This window comes from Variovorax davisae (assembly GCF_030316845.1).
GTDB classification, from domain to species: Bacteria; Pseudomonadota; Gammaproteobacteria; order Burkholderiales; family Burkholderiaceae_C; genus Variovorax; species Variovorax davisae.
On the sequence record NZ_JASZYS010000004.1, the window covers coordinates 1 to 23,850 of the forward strand.

The following is a 23,850-nucleotide window of genomic DNA, read 5'->3' on the forward strand; positions in this document are numbered from 1 at the left end:
GTGTGGAAGCGCAGTAATGCGTTAAGCTAACTGATACTAATTGCTCGTGCGGCTTGACCCTATAACTTTGATCTACATGATCAAGGTGTTATGCCAAGTTGACGCATTCAAGATTCCGATGCCAAAAGCATCCAAAGCTAATTCCAGACTCTATGAATTCGTTGCCTTGACTTGAGTCAAGGTGACAACCCTTTATGCCTGATGACCATAGCGAGTTGGTCCCACTCCTTCCCATCCCGAACAGGACAGTGAAACGACTCAGCGCCGATGATAGTGCGGGTTCCCGTGTAAAAGTAGGTCATCGTCAGGCTCTTACAGCCCAATCCGCCCAGCCCCTCAAAAGGCTGGGCGTTTTGCTTTGGGCACGCCGCGCAGGCGATAATCAGCGATTCAGAATGCGCGCGCCATCCGTGGCCGCAGCACCGACGGCGACGAGTTCTCCGAGGATCTCCCCGGTCAGGTCGTCCAATGGCGAGGCGCTGAAGAAACGCGTCCGGACCGTCTCCACATACGGCGTCTCCGCCAGCCAGGCGGCCCATTCACCGCGCGAGATGCTCTGCCATTCCAGCAGCTTGAATTTCAGCAGCACCTTGAGCGCGTGGCGCGCATGCTTGGCCGGCTGCTGCTGGAAGCCCTCGAGCCGGCTGCGAGCCTTGCGCAAGGCGGCCGGCGCATCGTGAAAGACACGCCCGTGGCCCGGAATCACGTGCAGCGGCGCCAGCGACGCGATCAGGTCCAGCGTGGCCCCGACCTCGTCGAACGACGGTTCGCCTAGCAACTCCGGGAAAACGACGCCAAACCCGCTTTCCCAGAGCGCATCGGCCGAGACCAGAGTCTTCGAAACGGGCTCGAACAGCATGACCGAATGCGGATCGTGTCCCTTGGCGGCATGGATCTGCCACGGGAGGCCGGCCAACACGATCTCGCGGCCCGCGGCGAGCAGCCCGTCGAAGCGAAAGCGGTCGCAGCGCTGGCCGGTGGCCTTGAAACTCAGCGCGTCTTCGTCCCAGGACGCCACGGCCGCGGATTCACCGGGCGGGATCAGCGTTCGAACGCCAGGGTGGCGCGCCTGCAGCGCGGCGTTGCCGCCGCAGTGGTCGCTGTGCAGGTGCGTGTTGAGCAGCAGGTCGAGGGGCCGCGGCCCCAGCGCGGCGTCCACCAGCGCGACGGTCTGCGCCGCGTGCGTCGCGTAGCCGGTGTCGATCACGGCCGTCTGCTCGCGGCCGATGAAGAGCACATTGTTGGCCGACAGCCAGCCGCGCTCGAAGACCTGGAGCCCCGAGGGCAGCCCGTCTGCCGACGTCGTCAAGCCGTTGCGCCCTCGCGCAGTTCGCGGCGCAGGATCTTGCCCACGTTGGTCTTCGGCAGCGCGTCGCGGAACTCGATCTGTTTCGGCCGCTTGTAGCCTGTCAATTGGTCATGGCAATAGCGCATCACCGCTTCCTCGGTCAGCGCCGGGTCCTTGCGGACGACGAAGACCTTGATCGCCTCGCCCTGCTTCTCGTCGGGCACGCCGACGGCGGCGCATTCCACCACGCCGGGGCACAGCGAGATCACGTTCTCGAGTTCGTTCGGATAGACGTTGAAGCCGCTGACGATGATCATGTCCTTCTTGCGGTCGACGATGCGGCTGTAGCCGTCCTCCTGCATGACGGCAACGTCGCCGGTGCGCATGAAGCCGTCGGCCGTGAAGGCGGCCGCGGTCTCGGCCGGCTGGTTGTAGTAGCCGACCATCACGTTCGGTCCCTTGATGCAGAGTTCGCCGGGCTCGCCCGCGGGCAGCGAGCGGCCCTGGTCGTCCTTGATCGCGATCTCGATGCCCGGCAGGGGCAGGCCGATGTTGCCGCTGTAGTGGGTGTTCGTGACCGGGTTGTTGGTGCCGATCGCGCAGGTCTCGCTCATGCCCCAGCCCTCGATCATCGGGCAGCCCGTGACCTCGAACCATTTGCGCGCCGTGCCCTCGGAGGCCGCCATGCCGCCGGCCTGCGAGACGAACAGCTGCGAGAAGTCGACGTTCTTGAACTCCGGATGGACCAGCAGGGCATTGAAGAGCGTGTTCACGGCGGGGAGCATGTGGAACGGCCGCTTCTTCAGCACGGCGACGAACTTGCCGATGTCGCGCGGATTGGGCACCAGCGTCAGGTGGGAGCCCTGGCGGATCGCGAGCAGCAGCAGCGTTAACGCGAAGATGTGATAGAGCGGCAGGGCGGCGATGCTGTTGACCTTGGACAGGTCGCCCGCCCGCCCCAGCGCCGGCGTGAACCAGGCCTCGGCCTGCAAGGTGGCGGCAACGATGTTGCGATGGGTCAGCACCGCGCCCTTCGACAGTCCGGTGGTGCCGCCGGTGTACTGCAGGAACGCGATCGAATCGAGGCTGCTCGGGTCGGCGGCCAGCGTGCGGCCGCGACCGGCCGCGATCGCGTCCTTGAAGGGCGTGACGGTGCGGCCGTTGGACAGCGCGATCTTGAAGGGCGGCACCATCTTCGCGAGATGGCGCACGGCGAAGGTGATCCAGGCGCCGTACATGCCGCCGAGCAGGTCGCCCATCGAGGTCACGGCCACGTGCTGGATCGCGGTCTGGTCGATCACCTGCTCGAGCGTGGTGGCGAAGTTCTCGAGGATGACGATCGCGGTGGCGCCCGAGTCCTTGAGCTGGTGCTCGAGTTCGCGCGCCGTGTAGAGCGGATTGACGTTGACGCAGGTGTAGCCCGCCCGCAGCACGCCGCAGACCGTGACCGCGAACTGGGGCACGTTGGGCAGCATCACGGCCACGCGGGCACCGGGCTCGAGGCCGAGCGACTGCAGCCACGCGCCCAGGGCCGTCGACAGCGTGTCGACCTCGCCATAGGTCATCCACTGCTCCATGCAGACCGAGAAGGGGCGCTCGGCGTAGCGCTTGAACGACTCGTCGAAGAGCTGCCCCAGCGAGCGGTACTGCTCGGGGTGGACTTCATGCGGCACGCCGGCGGGATAACTCTGAAGCACTGATGTCTGCATTCGATCTCCTTTGGCGCGGATTGTCGGAGCGAGCCGGCACCCGACGCCAGCGGGCTTGTCCTAGGGCCGCGGGTCGCGCGTGCGATAGTTGGCGGATGGTTGCACGTGCTCAGCGTTGGTTGGTATTGGCGTGGTGGATTGCCGCGGGCGCATGGACCGCCGCCTGGTGGGGCCGCTCGCCGGCGACGGCGATCGCCGGGCTGCTGGTGCTGAGCGGCACGCACGCGGTTTTCCTGGGGTTCGAGTTCGTGCTGGCCTGGCGCGTCGATGACAGCGACCCGCTGCCGCGTGCCAGCGGCTGGCAGTTCTTCAAGGCCTGGCTGGCCGAGAGCATCGCAGCGCCGTGCGTCTTCGCCTGGTACCAGCCCTTTCGGTGGCGCGCCATTCCGGACCACCTGCCGCAGGCCAGCCGGCGGGGCGTCGTGCTGGTGCACGGCTTCGTCGGCAATCGCGCCTTCTGGACGCCCTGGCTGCGCGAGCTGCGCGCCGCCGACCGTGCCTTCGTCGCGGTCGACCTCGAGCCGGTCTTCGGTTCGATCGACCGCTACGTGCAGACCATCGACGCCGCGATCGTGCGCGTGACGGCCGCCACCGGACAGCCGCCGCTCCTGATCTGCCACAGCATGGGCGGGCTCGCGGCCCGGGCCTGGCTGCGCGATGCCGACGGCGCGCGGGTGCATCGCATCGTGACAATCGGCACGCCGCACCGCGGCACCTGGCTGGCGCGCTTCGGCCGCACGGCCAACGGCCGCCAGATGCGCATGGGCGGCGACTGGCTGCAACGCATCGACGGCGAGCGCACGAGCGTGCAGCAGGTGCCCTTCAGTTGCTGGTATTCGAACAGCGACAACATCGTGTTCCCGACCTCGGTGGCGACGCTGCCGGGCGCCGACAACCGGCTCGCCGCCGGCCGTGGCCACGTGGAGCTGGCCTTCGACGCGCCCGTCCGGCGCGAGGTGCTGGCCTTGCTCGACGCTACTTGAGCCAGCGGTCCATCACGCGCTGGAACTCGCCGCCGGCCTGCGACAGGTGCAGCCACTGGTCGACATAGGACTTGAAGGCGACGTCGTCGCGCGGCAGCAGCCAGGCCATCTCGCCGTACTGCAGGGGCTTATCGGGATTGATCGCGCAGAGGCCGGGCTTGAGCTTCTGCTGCGTGATGGCCTCGGCCGACTCGGTGACGAAGACGTCGGCGCGGTTGGCCAGGATCTCGTCGAAGATCGTGACGTTCTCGCCGTGCAGGGTCAGCTTGGCCTGCTTGAAATTGGCGCGGGCGAAGCGCTCGTTGCTGCCGCCCGGGTTGAAGATCACGCGCACGCCCGGCTTGTCGATCTGGGCCACCGTCTGGTACTTGGCGACGTCGGCGCAGCGCGCGATCGGCGTCTTGCCGTTGACCATGTAGGCGCTGCTGAAGAAGGCCAGCTTCTGCCGGTCGGTGGTCACCGAGATGCCGCCGACCGCCATGTCGCACTTGCCGGCCGTGAGGTCGGGCAGCAGGTTGGCCCAGCTGGTCTTGACCCACTCCGGCCGTGCGTTGAGGCTGGAGGCGAAGCCCGTCATGAGATCGACGTCGATGCCCTCGTAGGCCGCGTCCGGCTTCTGGAAGCTGAAGGGCTTGTAGTCGCCCGGCGTGCAGATGCGCAGCACGCCGGCCTTCGGCACGGCGTCCAGGCGGGAGACCGGCGTCGCCGGGGGCGGCGCCGTGGCGCAGCCTGCGAGCGCCAGCACCGCGGCGGCGATCCAGGGAAGGGAGCGAAGCGAGGGCGACGTCGGAAGGCGCATGGAGACTCCAGGTGGGATGGGGGCGCCTATTGTGCGGCGGCCAGCACCCCGCGGCGAATCTGGTCGAGCTCGATGCTCTCGAACAGCGCCTTGAAGTTGCCTTCGCCGAAGCCGTCGTCGCCCTTGCGCTGGATGAACTCGAAGAAGATCGGCCCGAGCTGGTTCTCGCTGAAGATCTGCAGCAGCAGCGCACCCTTCTTGCCGTCGACCAGGATCTTGCGCTGCTTGAGCGCCGCCACGTCTTCGCCGTGGCCCGGGATGCGCTTGTCGATCAGCTCGTAGTAGGTGTCGATGGTGTCGAGCAGCTTGACGCCCGAGGCGCGCAGCGCATCGACCGAATGCGCGAGGTCGCGCGAGCCCATCGCGATGTGCTGGATGCCCTCGCCGCGATAGCTGTCGAGGTACTCCTGGATCTGGCCGGCCTTCTCGTTGCCTTCCTCGTTGATCGGGATGCGGATCTTGCCGCAGGGGCTGGTCATGGCCTTGCTCTTGACGCCCGTGACCTGGCCCTCGATGTCGAAGTAGCGGATCTCGCGGAAGTTGAACAGGCGCTCGTAGAAATCGGCCCATTCCTTGAGCCGGCCGCGGTGCACGTTGTGCGTCAGGTGGTCGATGTAGGTCAGGCCATGGCCTTCGGGCGCCAGCGCCTCGACCGCCGAGAGACCCGGCAGGGCCTCGAAGTCGACGTCGTAGAAGCCGATGTTGCCGATGTCGCCGGGCGCCGCGCCGTTCTTGCCGCGCCAGCGGTCGACGAAGTAGATCAGGCTGTCGCCGATGCCCTTGATCGCCGGGATGTTGAGCTCGCCCGGGCCGGCGCCGGGTGCGAAGCCCCAGGCGCCGAGGCCGATCGCGCGCTCGTAGGCGGCCTTGGCATCCTGCACGCGGAAGGCGATGGCGCAGATGCTGGGGCCGTGCTGGCGCGCGAAGCGCTGGGCGAACGAATCCGGCTCGGAGTTGATGATGAAGTTGATCGTGCCCTGGCGGTACAGCAGCACGTTCTTGTGGCGGTGCCTGGCGATCGGCCGGAAGCCCATCTGCTCGAAGACGCGCCCCATGGCGGCGGGGTCCGGTGCCGCGTACTCGATGAATTCGAAGCCGTCGGTTCCCATCGGGTTCTCCCAGGGGGTGAAGGCGGCGGTGTCGGTGGTGCTCATGGTGTGATCTCCGTGGGAAGTCAGTGTGCGGCCGCGGCGAAGCGGTGTCGGTATGGAACTGTAAAAGCGCGGGCCTTCATGATTTCGGCGTTTTTGGGCATCTAACGGGTATCTGACGCAGGAAAGATGCAAAATTTCGTAGATGGATGCACTTGACAAGATAGATCGGCAAATCCTTCGCACGCTTCAGGCCGATGGACGTGCCACCTACGACCAACTGGCCGAGCAGGTCAGCCTGTCGCCCAGCGCCGTCCTGCGGCGGGTCAAGCGGCTGGAGGAAAGCCGCGTCATCGACCGCTATGTGGCGCTGGTCAAGCCCGAGGCGGTCGGCCTGGGGCTCACGGCCTACCTCAACGTGCGGCTCGAAAAGCTCACCGAGAGCCACAAGCGCAACCCGATGGACTTGTTCCGGGCGAGCGTGCAAACTTGGCCCGAGGTCGTCGAATGCGCGGCGCTGACGGGCGAGATGGACTACCTGCTGCGCGTGGTCGTGGCCGACATGGCGCATTACAGCCGCTTCATCATGAACACGCTGCTGAAGCACCCGAGCGTCCAGGATTGCAAGACCAGCTTCGTGCTCGACCGGGTCAAGGCAACGACGGCCGTGCCCCTGTAACAACGTGCGTCGGCTGCCGATAAGGCAAGAGCGGAATTTGTTCACTGAATCGTCTGGGAGCAGACCCCGCGTCCTTGAAGGTTTAGGGAAAACCCTTATATTCCATGCATGCTTACCGCCAAGGCCCTCTTTCTAGCCTCACTCGGCGTCGGCTCGTTCTTGAAGGCGCCGATGGTTGAGGCGCAACCGCGCGCCGCCGCGCCGCACCCCGTCATGGTGCCGATCCGTTCGATCGGCCCGCGCGAGCGCGGCCGCATCGCGCAGCACCTGCTGGCCCTGCCGCAGCACGACCGCTACCTGCGCTTCGGCTATGCGGCCTCCGACGAACAAGTCCAGCGCTATGTCGACGGGCTCGATTTCGAGCGCGACGAACTGTTCGGCATCTACAACCGCCGGCTCGAATTGATCGCGATGGCCCACCTGGCCTTCGCACCGGCCGACCAGCAGCAGGACTGCGCCGAGTTCGGCGTGTCCGTGGCCGTCCACGCCCGCGGACGCGGCTACGGCGCGCGCCTGTTCGAGCGCGCCGTGGTGGTGGCGCGCAACGAAGGCGTCGGCATGCTGTTCATCCACGCGCTGAGCGAGAACGCCGCGATGCTGAAGATCGCGCGCAACGCCGGCGCGACCGTGGTGCGCAGCGGCTCCGAGTCCGAGGCCCATCTCGAACTCCCGGCCGCCACCTTCGACAGCCGCATGAGCGAGATCGCGCTGCAGCACTTCGCGCAGGTCGACTACCAGCTCAAGACCCGGGCCAAGCAGTTCTGGTCTTTCCTGGGCGAACTGCAGGAAATCCGCAGCGGCGTGCGCGCCGCGCGCGAGAAGTCCGCGCCCTGAACCCACCTCGAAGTCCGGCCGCGCAGCGCCCGGCTCCGGGGGTGGGTTATCCTCTGGTTTCCCCAACTCCGCCCTGCTGCAGTGGCCGACCCTCACCCTGATCGCGCGCCCGTCGAACGCGAAGACAAGCGCAGCTTTCTCCAGAAGCTCGCTGAATTCATCCACCCCGGGCCCGATTCCCGCGACGAACTGATCGAAACGCTCGCCGACGCCGAGGACAACGACGTGATCGGCGCCGAATCGCGCGTGATGCTCGAAGGCGTGCTGCGCATGGCCGACATGACGGCCGGCGAAGTGATGGTGGCGGCGCCGCGGATGGACCTGGTCAACATCGACGCGCCCTACGACGCGCTGCTGCACCTGGTGATCGACACCGCCCACTCGCGCTTTCCGGTCTACGAGGGCGAGAAGGAAAACATCATCGGCATCCTGCTCGCGAAGGACCTGCTCAAGCTGCAGCGCGCGCCGGGGCTGAACATCCGCGCGCTGCTGCGGCCGCCCACCTTCGTGCCCGAGAGCAAGGGCCTGAACGACCTGCTGCGCGAGTTTCGCGGCAACCGCAACCACCTGGCGGTGGTGATCGACGAGTTCGGCCGCGTCGCCGGCCTGATCACCATCGAGGACGTGCTCGAGCAGATCGTCGGCGAGATCGAGGACGAGTTCGACATTCCAGAGGACGAAGGCGACATCTTCGGCCTGGCCGACCACACCTACCGGGTGGCGGGCGACACGCCCATCGAGCGGGTGGCCGAGGCCTTCGGCATCACCTTCGACGACGAGGCGCTGAGCGAGGAATTCGACACCATCGGCGGCCTGATCGCGCACGAGATGGGCCACGTGCCCAAGCGCGGCGAGCACTACGCGCTCGGCGCCTTCGACTTCGTCGTGCTGCACACCAAGGGCGGCGCGGTGCGCTGGTTCAAGGTCTCGCCGGCGCGCGGCGACGATTCGGCCGATTGAAAACCACGTTGCGCGCGCTGGGCTTCGGGCTCGCGGGGCTGGCCCAGGCGGCTTCGATGGCCGCGCCCTGGAGCGGCCAGCCGCTGTGGTGGCTGCAGCTGCTGTCGCTGGCGGCGCTGGGCTGGCAGCTGGACGCGCTGCGTCCGGTCGGCGCCGATGCACCGGCTGCCGGGCCCCGGCCCTGGCGCGCGGCAGGGCTGCTCGGCTGGGTGTTCGCGAGCGCCTGGCTGTGCGGCACCTTCTGGTGGCTGTTCATCTCGATGCACACCTATGGGGGCTTGCCGGCACCGCTGGCGGCCGTGGCGGTGTTCGCGCTGGCGGCCGCGCTGTCGCTCTACTACGCGGTCGGCTGCGCCCTGTATGTGGCCTTCGCCCCGGCGAGCCCGCTGCGTTCGGCCGCCTTCTTCGCCGCCCTGTGGACCCTGGCTGAACTGCTGCGCGGCAGCTGGTTCACGGGCTTCCCATGGGGCGCGGGCGGCTATGCGCACGTCGAAGGGCCGCTGGCCCTCTATGCGCCCTGGGTCGGCGTCTACGGGATCGGCGCGATCGCCGCCGGCATCGCGACGCTGGTGCCGCTGGCCATGCGCCATGCGCGCGGGCGCGCCTTCGCGCTGCCCGTCGGGCTGGCGCTCGTGCTGTTCGGCGTTCCGGCGCTGATCGCCCTCGCGCGCGGCGTGCCGGCCGATGATGAGGCCCGCTCGCGCGGCCGCATCACCGTCGCCCTGCTGCAGGGCAACATCCCGCAGGACGAGAAATTCGTTCCCGGCGGCGGCATCGCGACCGCGCTGCAGTGGTACGGCGAGCAGCTGCGGGATGCCGACGCGCCGCTGGTGATCACGCCGGAAACGGCCCTGCCCCTGCTGCCCTCGCAACTGCCGCCGGGCTACCTGGAGGCGATTGCGGCCCGCTATGCGAGCGGCAGCCAGGCCGCCATCGTCGGCCTGCCGACGGGCGATGGCCGTTCCTACAGCAATGCCGTGCTGGGCTTCCGCCCGGGTGAGGCGGCGCCCTACCGCTACGAGAAGCACCACCTGGTGCCGTTCGGCGAATTCATCCCGGGCCTGTTCCGCTGGTTCACCGACATGATGAACATCCCGCTCGGCGACTTTCGCAGCGGCGGGCTGGCGCAGCCGCCCTTCGTCTGGCTGGGCCAGCGCATCGCGCCGAACATCTGCTACGAGGATCTGTTCGGCGACGAGATCGGGGCCAACTTCCGCAGCGCCGAGGAGGCACCGACGGTGCTGCTCAACGTCAGCAACATCGCCTGGTTCGGCGACTCGATCGCGATCGACCAGCACCTGGCGATCTCCCGCATGCGGGCGCTCGAGTTCCAGCGGCCGATGGTGCGCGCCACCAACACCGGTGCCACGGTGGTCATCGACCATCGCGGCCAGGTGACGCATTCGCTGCCACGGCTCACGCGCGGCGTGCTGAAGGCCGAGGTCGAGGGGCGGGGCGGCCGCACGCCGTACGCGGTGTGGGTGTCGCGCCTCGGGCTCTGGCCGCTGTGGGGATTGGCGCTGGCCGTGGTCGGCGCGACGATCTTCAGCCGGCGCCGCCGTTCGGCCTAGGCTTTCACCGGCCAGTCGCGCAGCTTGCCCGGATTGAGCAGGCCACGCGGGTCGAAGCGCTTCTTCATCTCGACGATCTCGGGCGCCAATGCGCCGCCGGCCTTGCCGTCCTCGACGACGAAGACATGCGGGTTGTTGATGCGCACGCCGTGTTCGCGATGCAGGCGGATGATCTCGGCCAGCCGCTCCTCGGTCGTGAAGCGCACCAGCTGCAGGGCGCTGCAGGTCAGGAGGCCGTCGAGGCCGCGCAGGAACTCGACGTGCATCAGCACCTCGCCGGCGAAGCGCTGCTCCATCTCGGTGATCTGCGCCACGTGCCGGCCCGGGACGAAGCTGCTCTGGAGGTAGGTCAGCGACTTGTCGACCTTGAGCGCATGCAGCGTCGTGTGGTTCCAGGTGAACTCCATCAAGGTGCGATTGCTCTTCCTCACCTCCTCGGCGGTCTTGCGATAGCTCATGCGGCCGCCGTGCACCTCGGCGAGCGCACGCATCGGGTCTTCGGAGGATTCCGCCACCAGCGACAGCACCGCGTGGCAGCCCTGGGGCAGATGCTCGGCCAGCTGCGCCAGGTGGTCGGGCACCGGGCTGGCGAAGAAGGCGACCTCGCGCTTGACGATGCCGGGGGCGTGCGCCAGCGCGTCGGCGAAGGCCAGCGCCGGGGCGAAGGCGTCGAACACCACCAGGCTCTCGAGCCAGGGATGGGCCGGCGCCAGCGCCACCTCCAGTTCCAGCACCAGCCCGTTGGTGCCCCACAGGTGGTGCATGCGCATCGCCTCGGCGCCGCGCAGTTCGACGATCTGCGGCTCGGGCTCGATGGTCATCGCGCGCAGGCCGAGCACGTTGCCGGGGGCGCCGAGCGGGCCGTAGTTGATCGAGCCGACGCCCCCGAAGCCGCCGCCGAACAGGCCGCCCAGGGTCGCGCTGCGGTAGGTCGACGGAATGCAGCGCAGCTCCTGGCCGGAGGGGCGGGCGTGCTTCTCGAGTTCGCCGAGCCGGATGCCTGCTTGCGCCCGCGCGACGCCGGGGCGCACCCACAGCAGCGCGTTGTAGCCGGTCATGTCGAGCACCACGCCGCCGGCCAGCGGCGTGGTTTGGCCGTAGTTGCCGGTGCCGCTGCCGCGGATCGTGATCGGCACGCCGAGCCGGGCGCAGGCGCCGACCAGCGCGCGGATCTCGTCCTCGGTGCGCGGGCGCACGACGGCATCGGCGCGCTTGTCCTTGAGCTGCCGGTCGAGCACCGGGCTGAACCAGGCGAAGTCCTGCGACAGCCGCGCGATGCGGCCGGGGTCGGTGATCCAGTCGAGTTCGGGCAGTTCGAGGTGCAGGCGCTCGATCGAGGTCATGGGTGCATTCATCGGAGTCAGTCTTGGGAGAGTTCGCTCGCGTGCCAGGAGCCGAGCGCGAGTTTCGTGAGCCAGGCCATCAGCACGAACAGCGCGACGCCGGTCAGCGAGATCAGCAGCAGGGCGGCGAACATGCGCGGGATGTTGAGCTGGAAGCCGGCCTGCAGGATCTGGTAGGCCAGGCCGGCGCCCGAGCCGCCGGTGCCGGCGACGAACTCGGCCACCACGGCGCCGATCAGCGCCAGGCCGCTGGAGATGCGCAGGCCGCCGAAGAAATAGGGCAGCGCGCTCGGGATGCGCAGGCGCACCAGCTGCTGCCAGCGGGTGGCGCGGTTGAGCTTGAAGTAGCTCTGCAGGTCGGGATCGATGCTGCGCAGGCCGAGCGTGGTGTTGCTGATGATCGGGAACAGCGCGACCAGCGCGGCGCAGACCACCATCGCCGCGGTCGGGTTCTTGACCCAGATGATGATCAGCGGCGCGACCGCGACGATCGGCGTGACCTGCAGCAGCACCGCGTAGGGAAACAGCGCGGTCTCGATCAGCTTGCTCTGCACAAACAGGAAGGAGATCAGCACGCCGGCGAGGGTCGCGGCCACGAAGGACAGCACCGTGATCTTGAGCGTCACCAGCAGGGCCATGCCGAGCGGCACCCAGTCGGTGACCAGCGTCTGCAGCATCAGGTACGGCGAGGGCACCAGGTAGGGCGGCAGCTCCATCGCCGTCACCAGGCCCTGCCAGAGCGCGACCAGCACCACGCCGACCAGCAGCGGGTACATCACGCGCTGGACGCGCGGCTGCTGGAGCAGCGGAATGCGGGCCGGTGGCTTCTTCAGTGTGGGCGTCGGTGCAGGGCGCGGCCTGGTGGAGGAGGTCATCGTGGTCGTTCCCGCGGCGGTGGTCGGTGCCAGCGCGCTCATGCCTGCACCTCGTCGTGCGCGCTGCTGGCGCGCAGCAGGCTGTCCTGCAAGGTCTTGGCGTAGCGGCTGAACTGCGGCGACACCATGAAGTCGGCGCGGCGCGGGTAGGGCTCGTCGATGCGGAACTGCTCGACCACGCGGCCCGGCCGCGCGGCCATCATCACGACGCGGCTCGACAGGAACACCGCCTCGTGGATCGAATGGGTCACGAAGATCACCGTCAGCTTCTTCTTCTGCCACAGCTCCAGCAGCTCGGCGTCGAGCTTGTGGCGCGTGATCTCGTCGAGCGCGCCGAAGGGCTCGTCCATCAGCAGCAGGTCGGGCTGCGTGACCAGGCCGCGCGCGATCGAGACCCGCATCTGCATGCCGCCCGACAGCGCCCGCGGCAGGGCGCCGGCGAACTTGTCCAGCCCCACCAGTTCGAGCGCCTCGGCGACGCGGTCTTCCGCCTCCTTGCGCGGCACGCCCGCCAGGTCGAGCGGCAGCCGCACGTTGCTGCGCACGCTGGCCCAGGGCATCAGCGTCGGCGACTGGAACACGAAGGCCATGCGGCGGCCGCTCTCGTCGATCTGCGCCACCGGCTTGCGCCACACCAGCAGGCGGCCGTCGGTCGGCTCGAGCATGCCGGCCACCATCTTGAGCAGGGTGCTCTTGCCGCAGCCCGAGGGACCGAGCAGGGTGACGAACTCGCCTTCGGCGATCCGGAGGTCGACCGGCAGCAGCGCCTGGGTGCCGTTCGGGTAGGTCTTCTCGGCCGAGAGGACCTCGACGGCCGGGACGGTGAGCCGGGGCTGCGCCGGCAGCGCGTAGGCGGCGGATTCGGTGTCGTTCATGCAGAGCCTTTCGAGAGGGCGCCCGGGCGCCCGGTGTGTCAGGGCAGGACCTTCGCGTCCTTCACGAAGTCGGTCGTGTAGGTCTTGGCGATCTCGACCTTGGCGGGGTCGAGCAGCTTGGCCGAGACCAGGAAGTCGTAGCTGGCCTTGGTGCGCGCATCGGTGATCACGCCGATGCCCTGCGTGGCCGCGTCGCCGCCGGTGACCATGCCCATCTCCTTGAGCTTGGCGACGCTGTAGGCCAGCTGGTCGTCGGTCATGTTGGGGTTGTCCTTCTTGATCAGCGCGTTGGCGGGCGCCGGATCGGCGAGGTAGCTCTTCCAGCCTTCGGCCGAGGCCTTGACGAAGGCCGCCACCTGCTTGCTGCGCTCCTTCACGGTCTTGTCCATGCACGACACCGTGGTCGCATAGGCCGGGAAGCCGTGGTCGCTGAACATCAGCACGGTGCTCTTCACGCCGGCCTTCTGGATCGCGTAGGGCTCGGAGGTCAGGTAGCCCTGCTGCGCCGTGTTCTTGTCGGCGACGAAGGGCTGGATGTTGAAGGTGTAGGGGCGCGTCTGCTCGTCGGTGAGGCCGAACCTGGCCTTCAGCCAGGGCCAGTAGCCGCGGTTGGCCTGGGCGCCGATCAGGATCGTCTTGCCCTTGAGGTCCTCGAACTTCTTGACGTCGTCGTGGGCGATCAGCACCTGCGGATCCTTCTGGAAGAAGGCCGCGACGTTGACCACCGGCACGCCGCCCTCGCGCACCTGCATCATCTGGATGTCGCTCGATCCCATGATGCAGTCGGCCTGGCCGGCGGCCATCATCTGCGTGATGTTGACCTGCGGGCCGCCCATCTTGATCGAGACGTCGAGGCCGTACTTCTTGTAGATGCCCTGGGCGAGCGCCTGGTAGAAGCCGCCGTGCTCGGCCTGCGCGTACCAGTTGGTCATGTAGGTGAACTTGTCCTGGGCCTGGGCCGGCGCGGCGACGGCCAGCGCGAGGGCCGCGGCCAGGGGGGCGAGACGAAGGGCGTGGGGAAGGCGCATGGTGAGGACCTCTCTGTGGGGTTGGAAGCGAAGCGGAACGGAATGCAAGGAGCGGGCCTCAGGCCGCGACGGTGGCGGCGGTCTGGATGAAGCCCTGCTCGTGGCCGCGGCCCCAGGTGGCTTCGTCGCGCACCACCCAGCGCAGCGCGTGCAGCTCGGTCAGCGCCTGGACCCAGCTCGCGGCCAGGGTGTCGAGGATCTCCTCGCCCTGCTCGCGGGTGGCGCTGGTCGGGTCGCCGATGACGCCGCTGGGGCCGAAGTCGCGCGCGGTCCAGGCGCAGGCCGGGCGGCCGTCGGGCGACAGCAGCTTGATCGGGAACGGCGGCGGGAAATTGGCAGCGGCGCGCTCCATGTGCACCGTCTCGGGCGCCAGCGCGAGCATCAGCGCCGTCTCCGAATGGCCGGCGTGCATGGCGAGGCGCTTTTCCTGGTCGCTCACCTGCTTGCTGGCCGCGCTCGGCAGCCGCGACACGCCATGCGGCACCACCACGTAGTCGCCATGGCGCAGGCGCAGCTCGCGCGCCGCCATCTCGAGCACCTGCGGCTGGCCGCCATGGCCGTTGGCCAGCAGCAGCTTGCGAAAGCCCGAGCGGTAGACCGACTCGCCGATCTCGATCACGGTCGCGAGCAGGGTGGTGCCGGTCAGCGTCATGGTGCCCGGGAAGTGCAGGTGCTCTTCCGACTTGCCATAGGTGATGGTCGGCAGCGCGAAGGCCCGGACCTCGGGCGGCAGGCGTTGCAGCGCCTTGCCCATCACGCCCGAGGCAATGACGCTGTCGACCGAGCAGGGCAGGTGCGGGCCGTGCTGCTCGATGGCGCCGCAGGGCAGCACGACGACGGTGTTCTCGCGGTCGGGCAGCGCGTCGATCTCGGTCCAGCTCAGGTAGGGCAGGAAGCGGTGGGGCGGGATGTAGCCGTGGAGCATGGGAGTCCTGTAGCGGGAGGGGTTCAGGCGAAGCGCGCCATGGCCTGGCCGACGCGCTGCATGAAGCGCTTCAGCTGCGGCTCGGTCGCCACGTTCATGTGGTAGTGGGCGTGGTAGTCGACCCGCGCCTGCTTGCCGGTGAGGCGCAGCATGTAGCGCGTGACGATCTTGCGCGGCGGGTCGCCCATGTACCAGGCCACCCAGCGCGGGCGGCCGTAGGTCACGACGGCGGAGATGCGCTGGATGTTGGTGAGCATCGGCTTGACGTTCTTCGGGTCGCTGAGGTCGAAGGCGACGCCGGGCATGAAGAGCCGGTCGAAATAGCCCTTGAGCATCGCCGGCAGGCCGAAGCACCAGGTCGGGAAGCAGAACACGATGCCTTCGGCCCACTGCAGCCGCTCGACATGGCGCTGCAGCGGCAGCTGGTTGCTCGGCACCTCGTGGTAGCCCAGGCGTTCCTCGCGCGACAGCACCGGGTCGAAGCCCTCGGCATAGAGGTCGCAGTCGTCGACCTCGTGGCCGGCGGCGCGCAGGTTGCGCAGCACCTCCTGGTGCAGCGCCGCATGGAAGCTGGTTTCGACCGGGTGGCAGTAGACGACGAGCACGCGCATGGTGTGTTTGACCGCTTAATCAGAGCAAGTGGTCAGGTTATGCAAGCGACGTGCCAGGGCCTCCGCACCAAAAGCGGGACAACTGGCCAGGAAAGCGGGTCAGGTCCTGATGCCGCAGCCGCCGAGGACGAAGGCCACCAACTCGCGCGCGATCGGCTCGCGGTCGAGCGGCGCGTCGGGCGGCAGGCCGAGCATCACGCGCGTCTGCAGCGCGTAGTCGGCATAGCTCTGGGTCATGGCCCAGATGTGCATCAGCAGCAGCCGGGCATCGAGCGGCCGCATCAGGCCGCGGGCGATCCAGCCGTTGATGATGTCGACCTTCTTTTGCGTCCAGAGCCTGGCGTTGGGCCAGTAGCGTTCGAGGTTGCGGCCGCCGTCGAGCACCTCGCGGGTGAAGATCCGCGAGATCTCGGGATTGTCGAAGGCGTGGTCGAGCTTCTTGCGGATGTAGTCGCCGAGCACTGCGCCGGGTGCGCCGGCGTGGTCCTCGAACGAGAACACCACCTTCCAGTCGTGCAGCACCTGCATCAGCAGCTCTTCGTAGAGCTCTTCCTTGCCGGGGATGTAGTAGTGCAGCTGGGGCTTGGTGAGTCCGGCGCGGGCGGCGATCGCCTGCGTCGAGGCGCCCTTGAGGCCGTGCAGGCTGAATTCGGCGATGGCCGCGCTGCGGATCGCGGCCAGGATGCGCTCGCGCCCGGGCCGCGCGCGCGACAGCGGGCCGCTGGGGGCCGGCATCTGCTGGGCGGACGGGGGCTCGGAAGAGAAGGTCTCGGAGGTCATCGTTTTCGGCGGGTGCCGCGGGAGGATGGTAGCGCTTGCCCGGAACTTGCTGCGCCACGACGGCCGGCGGGCCGGCATGACCGCATGCGTGCACGGCATCGAGGGCCTGCGCCGCAACGGCCGCGATCCGGTATCTTTTCGCCCCTGTCGCACCACACCTCCCAAGGAGCCTCCATGTACTTCGCTTCCCGTTTCCGCCAGCTGGCGGGCGCCGCCGCGCTGCTGGCGGCCGCTGCCGTCGCCCAGGCCCAGTCGCTGCCCAACGTCGTGATCCTGGCCACCGGCGGCACCATCGCCGGCGCCGGCGCCTCGGCGGTCAACAGCGCCACCTATTCGGCGGCCAAGGTGCCGGTCGACAAGCTGATCGCCGGCCTGCCCGAGCTCGCCAAGGTGGCCAACGTGCGCGGCGAACAGGTGTTCCAGGTCGCCTCCGAAAGCCTGACCAACGACAACCTGCTGACCTTGGCCAAGCGCGTTTCGGCCCTGTCGAAGCAGCCCGACGTCGACGGCATCGTGATCACCCACGGCACCGACACGCTGGAAGAGACCGCCTACTTCCTCACGCTGACGGTCCACACGGCCAAGCCGATCATCGTGGTCGGCTCGATGCGCCCGGGCACCGCGCTGTCGGCCGACGGTGCGCTGAACCTGTTCAACGCGGTCAACGTCGCGGCCAGCAAGGATGCCGGCGGCCGCGGCGTGCTGGTGACGATGAACGACGAGATCCAGAGCGGGCGCGACGTCAGCAAGACGGTCAACATCAAGACCGAGGCCTTCAAGAGCCAGTGGGGACCGCTGGGCATGATCGTGGAGGGGCGCAACTACTGGTTCCGCGCGCCGGTGAAGCGCCACACCATGCAGTCGGAGTTCGACATCGACAGCATCGACGCCCTGCCGCCGGTGGAGATCGCGCTGGGCTACGAAGGCGTGGCCCCCACCGCCATCAACGCGCTGGCCGCCAGCGGCATCAAGGCGCTGGTGCATGCCGGCACCGGCAACGGCTCGGTGGCCGACCGGATCGTGCCGGTGCTGCAGAAGGTGCGTGCCGACGGCATCCCCGTGATCCGCAGCTCGCGGGTGCCGGACGGCTTCGTGATCCGCAATGCCGAGCAGCCGGACGACAAGTACGACTGGGTGGTGGCGCACGACCTGCGGCCGCAGAAGGCGCGGATCCTGGCGATGGTGGCGCTGACGAAGACCAAAGACACGAAGGAACTGCAACGCATTTTCTGGGAGTATTGAGCCTGGCCGGCCGCTCGTAAAATGGCCGGTTCGCCGCCTCGGCGGGCGCTTCGCCCTCCTGCGGCCACCAGGCCCATCATGCTGACTTTCCAACAGATCATCCTCAAGCTCCAAGCCTACTGGGACGCCCAGGGCTGCGCCCTGCTGCAGCCGTACGACATGGAGGTCGGCGCCGGCACCTCGCACACCGCCACCTTCCTGCGTGCGCTCGGCCCCGAGCCCTGGAAGGCGGCCTACGTGCAGCCGAGCCGCCGGCCCAAGGACGGCCGCTACGGCGAGAACCCGAACCGGCTGCAGCACTACTACCAGTACCAGGTGGTGCTGAAGCCGGCGCCGAGCAACATCCTGGAGCTCTACCTGGGCTCGCTCGAAGCGCTCGGCTTCGACCTCAAGAAGAACGACATCCGCTTCGTCGAGGACGACTGGGAGAACCCGACGCTCGGCGCCTGGGGCCTGGGCTGGGAAGTCTGGCTCAACGGCATGGAGGTGACGCAGTTCACCTACTTCCAGCAGGTCGGCGGCATCGACTGCCGGCCGATCACCGGCGAGATCACCTACGGGCTGGAACGCCTGGCGATGTACCTGCAGGGCGTCGACAACGTCTACAACCTGAAGTGGACCGAGGGCTTGAGCTACGGCGACGTCTTCAAGCAGAACGAGGTCGAGCAGTCGACCTACAACTTCGAGCACAGCGACGCCGAGTTCCTGTTCACCGCCTTTGCCGCCCACGAGAAGCAGGCCAAGCACCTGATGGAGGCGCAGCTCGCGTTGCCGGCCTACGAGCAGGTGCTCAAGGCGGCCCACAGCTTCAACCTGCTGGACGCGCGCGGCGCGATCAGCGTGACCGAGCGCGCCGCCTACATCGGCCGCATCCGCAACCTCGCGCGCAGCGTCGCGCAGAGCTACTACGAGAGCCGCGAGCGGCTCGGTTTCCCGATGGCGCCGCGCGAGTGGGTTGCACAGATGACGAAGAAGGCGGCCTGAGCGATGACCACGAACAACAACCTGCTCGTCGAACTGTTCGTCGAGGAACTGCCGCCCAAGGCGCTGAAGAAGCTCGGTGATGCCTTCGCCACGGTGCTGCGCGACCAGCTGGTCGCCCAGGGCCTCGCCGATGCCGGCTCGGTGCTCACCGCCTATGCCTCGCCGCGGCGGCTGGCCGCGCACCTGACGAACGTGCTGGCGCAGGCCGCCGACAAGGCGGTTTCGCAGAAGCTCATGCCGGTGACGGTGGGCCTCGACGCCTCGGGCCAGGCCACGCCGGCCCTGCTCAAGCGGCTGGCGGCGCTGGGCGCCGACGCCGGCGCGGTGCCGGGGCTGCAACGCGCCATGGACGGCAAGGCCGAGGCGCTGTTCTTCCAGAGCATCGCCAAGGGCGCGACCCTGGCCGAGGGGTTGCAGAAGGCGCTGGCCGAGGCGATCGCCAAGCTGCCGATCCCGAAGGTCATGAGCTACCAGCTCGAGACGAACTGCGAACTGCCGGGCTGGTCCAGCGTCAGCTTCGTGCGGCCGGCGCATGGCCTGGTGGCGCTGCACGGCGACGCGGTGGTGCCGGTCGGCGCGCTCGGCCTCACGGCCGGGCGGCAGACCCACGGCCATCGCTTCGAGGCGGCGGTCGATCCGATCGAGCTGCGCGACGCCAACAGCTATGCCGGCCAGATGAGCGAACAGGGCGCGGTCATCCCGGGCTTCGAGGCGCGCCGGCTCGAGATCGCGCGGCAGCTCGCCGAAGCGGCCGTGAAGGTCGGCGGCGGCATGCAGCCGATCGACGACGACGCCCTGCTCGACGAGGTCACGGCGCTGGTCGAGCGGCCCAACGTGCTGGTGTGCGAATTCGAACGCGAGTTCCTCGACGTGCCGCAGGAGTGCCTGATCCTCACGATGAAGGCCAACCAGAAGTACTTCCCGCTGCTCGATGCGTCGGGCAAGCTCAGCAACAGGTTCCTGGTGGTCAGCAACATCCGCCCCGACGACGCCAGCGCGGTCATCGGCGGCAACGAGCGCGTGGTGCGCCCGCGGCTGGCGGACGCCAAGTTCTTCTTCGACCAGGACCGCAAGAAGTCGCTGGCGTCGCGGGTCGAATCGCTGGCCAAGGTGGTCTACCACAACAAGCTCGGCACCCAGGGCGAGCGGGTCGAGCGCGTGATGCGGATCGCGCGCGCGCTGGCCGAGCAGCTCGGCGACGCCACCCTGGCGCGCCAGGCCACCCAGGCCGCGCAGCTCGCCAAGGCCGACCTGGTGACCGACATGGTCGGCGAGTTCCCCGAGCTGCAGGGCACGATGGGTCGCTACTACGCGCTGCACGACGGCCTCGACGCCGCGGTGGCCGACGCGATCGAAGACCACTACAAGCCGCGCTTCGCGGGCGACGAACTGCCGCGCAACCCGGTCGGGGTCGTGGTCGCGCTGGCCGACAAGCTCGAGACCCTGGTCGGCATGTTCGGCATCGGCAACCTGCCGACCGGCGACCGCGACCCGTTCGCGCTGCGCCGCCATGCGCTGGGCGTGATCCGCATGCTGGTCGAGCGCCACCTGCCGCTCGACCTGCGCGCGGTGCTGGGCAGCGCCTTTGCCGCCTTCCATGCGCCGAAGGGTGGGGAGCTCGCACTGAACGATCCCACCGATGCCCTCGAAGCCTTCATCTACGACCGGCTCTCCGGCAGCCTGCGCGAGCAGGGCGCCAGCGCTCAGGAAGTCGATGCCGTGCTGGCCCCGCGTCCGCAGCGGCTCGGCGAGGTGCCCAAGCTGCTGGCGGCGGTGCGCGCCTTCGCCGCGCTGCCGGAAGCGCCTGCCCTGGCCGCGGCCAACAAGCGCATCGGCAACATCCTCAAGAAGTCGCCCGAGGCCGATGCCCACGTCAGCGACCTGCTGCTGTTGGAGCCGGCCGAGAAGGCGCTGCACGCCGCGATGCGCGAGGTGGTGCCGGTGGCCGACGCGCAGTTCGAGAAGGGCGACTACACCGCCTCGCTGCAGACGCTGGCGGCGCTGCGCGGGCCGGTCGACGCCTTCTTCGACGGCGTGATGGTCAATGCCGAGCAGGCCGACCTGCGGCTGAACCGGCTCGGCCTGCTGATGCTGCTGCATGCGGCGATGAACCGGGTGGCGCAGCTGGAACGGCTGGCGGCGTGAGCCCAGCGGCTCAATAATCGACCCATGAACCGGCAGCAGCAACTGGATCAGTTCTCTCTGGCTCTGCACCGCAAGGCCATTGCCGCCCTGCGTCGCGAGCCGGCGCTGCGGCAGCGTGCCCTCGAGACCTTGGAGCGCTGGCGCGCGCGCGCCGGTGCCACTCGGTCCGATCCGCTCTGGGTCGAGTGGGAGCATCTGCTCGAACAACAACTCCCGGTGCTCGAGACGGCGGTCTTGGCCGAGTCCGAGCACGGAACGCTCATGCGAAGCGTTTCACCCCTCGGCGGGCTTGTCGATCAGCACGAGCGCGGGGCCATGCTGCGGCAGGCGCGCGACCCAGTTGCCACGCGATGAAGCTGGATGAACTCAAGCATGTGCTGCGCGCCTCGGCCGCCATCGCAGATGAGAACTCGATGGTCGTCGTCGGCAGCCAGGCGATCCTGCTGCTGCTGGACGAGCCTCCTGAGTCGCTTCTCGTGTCGCGCGAGGTCGACCTTTATCCGGCATTGCATCCCGAGCGGGCCGATCTGATCGATGGTGCGATCGGAATGCATTCGAGTTTTCACGATACCTTCGGCTATTTTGCGGATGGCGTGGGGCCCGAGACGGCCGTCATGCCGGCCGACTGGATGAAGCGCGCGAGTCTTCACGACGTGGGTGAAGTCACCGCCATCTGCCCCGACCTGCATGACCTTGCGGTCTCGAAATGCGTGGCGGGTCGAGACAAGGACGCCGACTTCGTTCGCGAGCTGCTTCGAGGCGGATACATCACGGTGGAGACGCTCAAGGAGCGCATTGCAATGCTGGAAGCAACCCGGTATCCGTTGACGCACATCCAGCAATGGGTCGAGCGTCGCCGGATCGAAGCGAAAGCCTCACCATGAAACTCGTCATCCTCGACCGCAACGGTTCCCTCAACGTCCACCGCGAGGACTTCGTCAAGAGCGACCTCGAGTGGACGCCGCTGCCCGGCGCGCTCGAGGCGGTGGCGCGGCTCAATCATGCGGGCTGGCACGTGGTCATCGCATCGAACCAGTCGGGCCTCGGGCGCGGGCTGTTCGACGTCGCTTCGCTCAACGCGATGCACGCCAAGATGCACAAGATGCTGGCGGCCGTGGGGGGACGGGTCGATGCGGTGTTCTACTGCCCGCACAGCCCCGACGAAGGTTGCGACTGCCGCAAGCCCAAGCCGGGCCTGTTCCTGCAGATCGGGGAGCGCTACGGCGTCGACCTGGCCAACGTGCCGACCGCGGGCGACAGCCTGCGCGACCTGCTCGCCGGCGCGGCCGCCGGCTGCGAGCCGCACCTGCTGCTGACCGGCATGGGCCAGGCCTGCCGCGGCGTGCCGCTGCCCCCCGAATACCCGCCGAACACCTGCGTGCATGAAGACCTCGCGGCCTTCGTCGATTTCCTGCTGGAGCGCGAAGCGCGCGCGGCGCTGAAAGTGGCTGTCTGATGGATTTCGTCCGTTCCCTGGTCCACGCCCTGTGGATGCTCGTCACCGTGGTCCCCTGGGGGATCATCATGTGCGTCAACTCGCTCTGGAAGCGCGGCATCCCGCTCTACTGGATGGCCGTGACATGGCTCAACTGGGCGATCGGCGGCGCCCGCGTGCTGCTGGGCATCCGCACCCGCGTCACCGGCATGGAGAACCTGCCGACCGACAAGCTGGCCGGCTGCATCCTGCTCGTGAAGCACCAGTCGACCTACGAGACCTTCCTCATGCCCACGCTGATGCCGCACCCGCTGGCCTTCGTGTTCAAGAAGGAATTGATCTACGTGCCCTTCTTCGGCTGGGCGATGGCGCGGCTCGACATGATCCACATCGACCGCAGCCAGCGCACGCACGCCTTCAACAAGGTCGTGGCGCAGGGCCGCAAGCTGCTGGCACAAGGGATCTGGATCATCATGTTTCCCGAAGGCACGCGGATTCCGCGCGGCCAGAAGGGCCACTACAAGAGCGGCGGCACGCGGCTGGCCTGCGAGACCGGGGTGCCGGTGGTGCCGATCGCCGTGACCTCGGCCAAGGTCTGGCCGCGCAAGGCCTTCATCAAGCGTCCGGGCGTGGTCGATGTCTCGATCGGCCCGGCCATCTCGAGCGTCGGCCGCAAGCCCGACGAGCTGATGCGCGAGGTCGAGGCCTGGATCGAGGCCGAGATGCACCGGCTCGATCCCGACGCTTATGTGCCGGAGGCCGCGCCCGCGGCGTCGACCACCGCCTGATGGCCTGACCATGCGCGGCCTGCTGCAGTTCACGCTCGACCTGTTCGATGCGTCGACGGACGAACCGGCGCCGCTGCCGCCGCCGGCCGGCCCGCACGCGCCGGCGATCCCGCTGGGCGACGCGGTGAGCCCCGCGAGCTTCGTGCATCCGCGCGCCACCCGCGAGGTCACGCTGGGCAATGCCCGCGTCGCCTACGAATTCACCCGCGGCAAGCGGCGCACCATCGGCTTCCTGGTCGGCGCCGAGGGCCTGTCGGTGCGGGCGCCGCGCTGGGTGGCGCTGCGCGACGTCGATGCCGCCGTGCGGGAGAAGGGCGACTGGATCCTGCGCAAGCTGGCCGAGACCCGGCAGCGCCATGCACGGCTGGAGTCGGCCCGCATCGAATGGCAGGACGGCGTGGCCTTCCCCTTCCTCGGCCAGCAGGTCACGGTGCGGCTCGATCCGCACCATGCCTTCGATGGCGTGGGGGGCGTGCTCGATGCCGGGGCCGAGGGTGGCGGGGCCCCGGTGCTGCGGCTGGCGCTGGCCAAGAACGCCGGCGCGCCACAGATCCGCGACGCCGCCCAGGCCTGGCTGATGCGCCAGGCGCGGCGCATCTTCATCGAGCGGCTCGATCATTTCGCGCCGCGCCTGGGCGTGCGCTGGAACAAGCTGTCGCTCTCGAACGCCTCGACCCGCTGGGGCAGCGCCAGCGCCGACGGCGCCATCCGGCTGCACTGGCGGCTGGTGCATTTCCGGATGTCGGTGATCGACTACGTGGTGGCCCACGAACTGAGCCACCTGCGCGTGATGGACCACAGCCCGCGCTTCTGGGACACCGTGGAAAGCGTGATGCCCGACTACCAGCAGCTGCGCAGGCAGCTCAAGGACGAGCCGGTGCCGCGCTGGTAGATTGCAGGCCGGT

The 23,850-nt window shown here is 68.4% G+C and carries 24 protein-coding genes and 1 rRNA gene; 14 read left to right on the forward strand and 11 right to left on the reverse strand.

All coding sequences use genetic code 11. From position 1 onward, the window contains the following. Positions 1-197: 197 nt before the first annotated feature. Positions 198-310 (forward strand): 5S ribosomal RNA (rrf, locus tag QTI33_RS10355). Positions 311-382: 72 nt separating this feature from the next. Here the strand turns inward: rrf and QTI33_RS10360 are convergent. Further along, complete coding sequence (locus QTI33_RS10360) at positions 383-1,309, reverse strand: MBL fold metallo-hydrolase (RefSeq protein WP_286505775.1); 927 nt, start codon at positions 1,307-1,309, stop codon at positions 383-385. Beyond that, positions 1,306-2,997, reverse strand: a complete 1,692-nt coding sequence (locus tag QTI33_RS10365; RefSeq protein ID WP_286505779.1) for an AMP-binding protein — start codon at positions 2,995-2,997, stop codon at positions 1,306-1,308. The genes QTI33_RS10360 and QTI33_RS10365 overlap by 4 nt, the downstream gene beginning before the upstream one ends. A 125-nt stretch (positions 2,998-3,122) precedes the next feature. Here QTI33_RS10365 and QTI33_RS10370 point away from each other — a divergent pair, with 125 nt between their 5' ends. Next, positions 3,123-3,980 carry an esterase/lipase family protein gene (locus tag QTI33_RS10370; RefSeq protein ID WP_353506332.1) on the forward strand — a complete coding sequence of 286 codons (858 nt, stop codon included), beginning with the start codon at positions 3,123-3,125 and terminating at the stop codon, positions 3,978-3,980. On the opposite strand, the gene QTI33_RS10375 is transcribed toward QTI33_RS10370, so the two are convergent. Both QTI33_RS10375 and hppD read right to left on the reverse strand, forming a co-directional pair. Beyond that, entirely contained in the window at positions 3,973-4,779 is an 807-nt protein-coding gene (locus QTI33_RS10375) for a transporter substrate-binding domain-containing protein (RefSeq protein WP_286505781.1), read from the reverse strand. The two genes, QTI33_RS10370 and QTI33_RS10375, sit on opposite strands and share 8 nt — an antisense overlap. A 26-nt stretch (positions 4,780-4,805) precedes the next feature. Next, a complete protein-coding gene (hppD, locus tag QTI33_RS10380) occupies positions 4,806-5,933 on the reverse strand; it encodes a 4-hydroxyphenylpyruvate dioxygenase (protein ID WP_286505782.1) in 1,128 nt (375 codons plus the stop codon). Between the two features lie 142 nt (positions 5,934-6,075). Here hppD and QTI33_RS10385 point away from each other — a divergent pair, with 142 nt between their 5' ends. The 4 genes from QTI33_RS10385 (at position 6,076) to lnt (ending at position 9,914) form a co-directional block, all read left to right on the forward strand. Continuing rightward, the gene (locus QTI33_RS10385) at positions 6,076-6,549 is read left to right on the forward strand and encodes an Lrp/AsnC family transcriptional regulator (RefSeq protein WP_286505783.1); all 474 of its coding nucleotides are present in this window, start codon (positions 6,076-6,078) and stop codon (positions 6,547-6,549) included. A gap of 108 nt (positions 6,550-6,657) precedes the next feature. Beyond that, positions 6,658-7,383 (forward strand): GNAT family N-acetyltransferase, encoded by a 726-nt coding sequence (locus QTI33_RS10390; protein WP_286505785.1) that lies wholly within the window; start codon positions 6,658-6,660, stop codon positions 7,381-7,383. Positions 7,384-7,464: 81 nt separating this feature from the next. Then, positions 7,465-8,343: a CorC family transporter gene (locus QTI33_RS10395; RefSeq protein WP_286505786.1), complete on the forward strand. Its 879-nt coding sequence runs from the start codon at positions 7,465-7,467 to the stop codon at positions 8,341-8,343. Positions 8,344-8,399: 56 nt separating this feature from the next. Next, a complete protein-coding gene (lnt, locus tag QTI33_RS10400; RefSeq protein ID WP_286506319.1) occupies positions 8,400-9,914 on the forward strand; it encodes an apolipoprotein N-acyltransferase in 1,515 nt (504 codons plus the stop codon). Here lnt and QTI33_RS10405 read toward each other — a convergent pair. The 7 genes from QTI33_RS10405 to QTI33_RS10435 all read right to left on the reverse strand — a co-directional run bounded on the left by QTI33_RS10405 (position 9,911) and on the right by QTI33_RS10435 (position 16,351). After that, positions 9,911-11,269, reverse strand: coding sequence for an FAD-binding oxidoreductase (locus QTI33_RS10405; protein ID WP_286505787.1), 1,359 nt, complete (start codon positions 11,267-11,269; stop codon positions 9,911-9,913). The genes lnt and QTI33_RS10405 overlap by 4 nt on opposite strands. A gap of 5 nt (positions 11,270-11,274) precedes the next feature. Beyond that, positions 11,275-12,132, reverse strand: a complete 858-nt coding sequence (locus tag QTI33_RS10410) for an ABC transporter permease (protein ID WP_444814836.1) — start codon at positions 12,130-12,132, stop codon at positions 11,275-11,277. Between the two features lie 38 nt (positions 12,133-12,170). Continuing rightward, on the reverse strand, positions 12,171-13,007 hold the full coding sequence (locus tag QTI33_RS10415) for an ABC transporter ATP-binding protein (RefSeq protein ID WP_286505788.1): 837 nt from the start codon (positions 13,005-13,007) through the stop codon (positions 12,171-12,173). Between the two features lie 38 nt (positions 13,008-13,045). Further along, a complete protein-coding gene (locus QTI33_RS10420) occupies positions 13,046-14,035 on the reverse strand; it encodes an ABC transporter substrate-binding protein (protein WP_286505789.1) in 990 nt (329 codons plus the stop codon). Between the two features lie 58 nt (positions 14,036-14,093). Continuing rightward, complete coding sequence (locus QTI33_RS10425) at positions 14,094-14,960, reverse strand: creatininase family protein (RefSeq protein WP_286505790.1); 867 nt, start codon at positions 14,958-14,960, stop codon at positions 14,094-14,096. 23 nt (positions 14,961-14,983) lie between these two features. Next, positions 14,984-15,571, reverse strand: a complete 588-nt coding sequence (locus QTI33_RS10430) for an NAD(P)H-dependent oxidoreductase (protein WP_286505791.1) — start codon at positions 15,569-15,571, stop codon at positions 14,984-14,986. Positions 15,572-15,670: 99 nt separating this feature from the next. Continuing rightward, positions 15,671-16,351, reverse strand: a complete 681-nt coding sequence (locus QTI33_RS10435) for a TetR family transcriptional regulator C-terminal domain-containing protein (protein WP_286505792.1) — start codon at positions 16,349-16,351, stop codon at positions 15,671-15,673. A gap of 174 nt (positions 16,352-16,525) precedes the next feature. Between QTI33_RS10435 and QTI33_RS10440 the strand changes: the two genes are divergently transcribed. The 8 genes from QTI33_RS10440 (at position 16,526) to QTI33_RS10475 (ending at position 23,837) form a co-directional block, all read left to right on the forward strand. After that, on the forward strand, positions 16,526-17,593 hold the full coding sequence (locus QTI33_RS10440) for an asparaginase (RefSeq protein WP_286505793.1): 1,068 nt from the start codon (positions 16,526-16,528) through the stop codon (positions 17,591-17,593). A gap of 78 nt (positions 17,594-17,671) precedes the next feature. Then, positions 17,672-18,577, forward strand: a complete 906-nt coding sequence (gene glyQ, locus QTI33_RS10445) for a glycine--tRNA ligase subunit alpha (RefSeq protein WP_286505795.1) — start codon at positions 17,672-17,674, stop codon at positions 18,575-18,577. A gap of 3 nt (positions 18,578-18,580) precedes the next feature. Next, positions 18,581-20,722, forward strand: coding sequence for a glycine--tRNA ligase subunit beta (gene glyS, locus QTI33_RS10450; protein ID WP_286505796.1), 2,142 nt, complete (start codon positions 18,581-18,583; stop codon positions 20,720-20,722). 24 nt (positions 20,723-20,746) lie between these two features. Further along, the gene (locus QTI33_RS10455; RefSeq protein ID WP_286505798.1) at positions 20,747-21,076 is read left to right on the forward strand and encodes a hypothetical protein; all 330 of its coding nucleotides are present in this window, start codon (positions 20,747-20,749) and stop codon (positions 21,074-21,076) included. After that, positions 21,073-21,606, forward strand: coding sequence for a DUF6036 family nucleotidyltransferase (locus QTI33_RS10460; protein WP_286505800.1), 534 nt, complete (start codon positions 21,073-21,075; stop codon positions 21,604-21,606). Before QTI33_RS10455 ends, QTI33_RS10460 begins: the two co-directional genes overlap by 4 nt. Beyond that, on the forward strand, positions 21,603-22,178 hold the full coding sequence (gene gmhB, locus QTI33_RS10465) for a D-glycero-beta-D-manno-heptose 1,7-bisphosphate 7-phosphatase (protein ID WP_286505802.1): 576 nt from the start codon (positions 21,603-21,605) through the stop codon (positions 22,176-22,178). The genes QTI33_RS10460 and gmhB overlap by 4 nt, the downstream gene beginning before the upstream one ends. After that, on the forward strand, positions 22,178-22,945 hold the full coding sequence (locus QTI33_RS10470) for a lysophospholipid acyltransferase family protein (RefSeq protein WP_286505803.1): 768 nt from the start codon (positions 22,178-22,180) through the stop codon (positions 22,943-22,945). Before gmhB ends, QTI33_RS10470 begins: the two co-directional genes overlap by 1 nt. Positions 22,946-22,955: 10 nt before the next feature. Further along, on the forward strand, positions 22,956-23,837 hold the full coding sequence (locus QTI33_RS10475) for a M48 family metallopeptidase (protein ID WP_286505804.1): 882 nt from the start codon (positions 22,956-22,958) through the stop codon (positions 23,835-23,837). The last annotated feature ends 13 nt before the right edge of the window (positions 23,838-23,850 follow it).

Excerpts from the sequence above, each read along its gene's own strand:
- QTI33_RS10415 (WP_286505788.1), bottom strand. The coding sequence starts at position 13,007 with ATGAACGACACCGAATCCGCCGCCTACGCGCTGCCGGCGCAGCCCCGG.
- QTI33_RS10420 (WP_286505789.1), bottom strand. The coding sequence starts at position 14,035 with ATGCGCCTTCCCCACGCCCTTCGTCTCGCCCCCCTGGCCGCGGCCCTC.
- lnt (WP_286506319.1), top strand. The coding sequence starts at position 8,400 with ATGGCCGCGCCCTGGAGCGGCCAGCCGCTGTGGTGGCTGCAGCTGCTG.
- QTI33_RS10375 (WP_286505781.1), bottom strand. The coding sequence starts at position 4,779 with ATGCGCCTTCCGACGTCGCCCTCGCTTCGCTCCCTTCCCTGGATCGCC.
- hppD (WP_286505782.1), bottom strand. The coding sequence starts at position 5,933 with ATGAGCACCACCGACACCGCCGCCTTCACCCCCTGGGAGAACCCGATG.
- glyQ (WP_286505795.1), top strand. The coding sequence starts at position 17,672 with ATGCTGACTTTCCAACAGATCATCCTCAAGCTCCAAGCCTACTGGGAC.
- QTI33_RS10435 (WP_286505792.1), bottom strand. The coding sequence starts at position 16,351 with ATGACCTCCGAGACCTTCTCTTCCGAGCCCCCGTCCGCCCAGCAGATG.
- QTI33_RS10410 (WP_444814836.1), bottom strand. The coding sequence starts at position 12,132 with ATGACCTCCTCCACCAGGCCGCGCCCTGCACCGACGCCCACACTGAAG.
- QTI33_RS10470 (WP_286505803.1), top strand. The coding sequence starts at position 22,178 with ATGGATTTCGTCCGTTCCCTGGTCCACGCCCTGTGGATGCTCGTCACC.
- QTI33_RS10455 (WP_286505798.1), top strand. The coding sequence starts at position 20,747 with ATGAACCGGCAGCAGCAACTGGATCAGTTCTCTCTGGCTCTGCACCGC.
- QTI33_RS10430 (WP_286505791.1), bottom strand. The coding sequence starts at position 15,571 with ATGCGCGTGCTCGTCGTCTACTGCCACCCGGTCGAAACCAGCTTCCAT.
- QTI33_RS10440 (WP_286505793.1), top strand. The coding sequence starts at position 16,526 with ATGTACTTCGCTTCCCGTTTCCGCCAGCTGGCGGGCGCCGCCGCGCTG.
- QTI33_RS10405 (WP_286505787.1), bottom strand. The coding sequence starts at position 11,269 with ATGAATGCACCCATGACCTCGATCGAGCGCCTGCACCTCGAACTGCCC.
- QTI33_RS10365 (WP_286505779.1), bottom strand. The coding sequence starts at position 2,997 with ATGCAGACATCAGTGCTTCAGAGTTATCCCGCCGGCGTGCCGCATGAA.
- QTI33_RS10385 (WP_286505783.1), top strand. The coding sequence starts at position 6,076 with ATGGATGCACTTGACAAGATAGATCGGCAAATCCTTCGCACGCTTCAG.
- gmhB (WP_286505802.1), top strand. The coding sequence starts at position 21,603 with ATGAAACTCGTCATCCTCGACCGCAACGGTTCCCTCAACGTCCACCGC.
- QTI33_RS10390 (WP_286505785.1), top strand. The coding sequence starts at position 6,658 with ATGCTTACCGCCAAGGCCCTCTTTCTAGCCTCACTCGGCGTCGGCTCG.
- QTI33_RS10425 (WP_286505790.1), bottom strand. The coding sequence starts at position 14,960 with ATGCTCCACGGCTACATCCCGCCCCACCGCTTCCTGCCCTACCTGAGC.
- glyS (WP_286505796.1), top strand. The coding sequence starts at position 18,581 with ATGACCACGAACAACAACCTGCTCGTCGAACTGTTCGTCGAGGAACTG.
- QTI33_RS10460 (WP_286505800.1), top strand. The coding sequence starts at position 21,073 with ATGAAGCTGGATGAACTCAAGCATGTGCTGCGCGCCTCGGCCGCCATC.
- QTI33_RS10475 (WP_286505804.1), top strand. The coding sequence starts at position 22,956 with ATGCGCGGCCTGCTGCAGTTCACGCTCGACCTGTTCGATGCGTCGACG.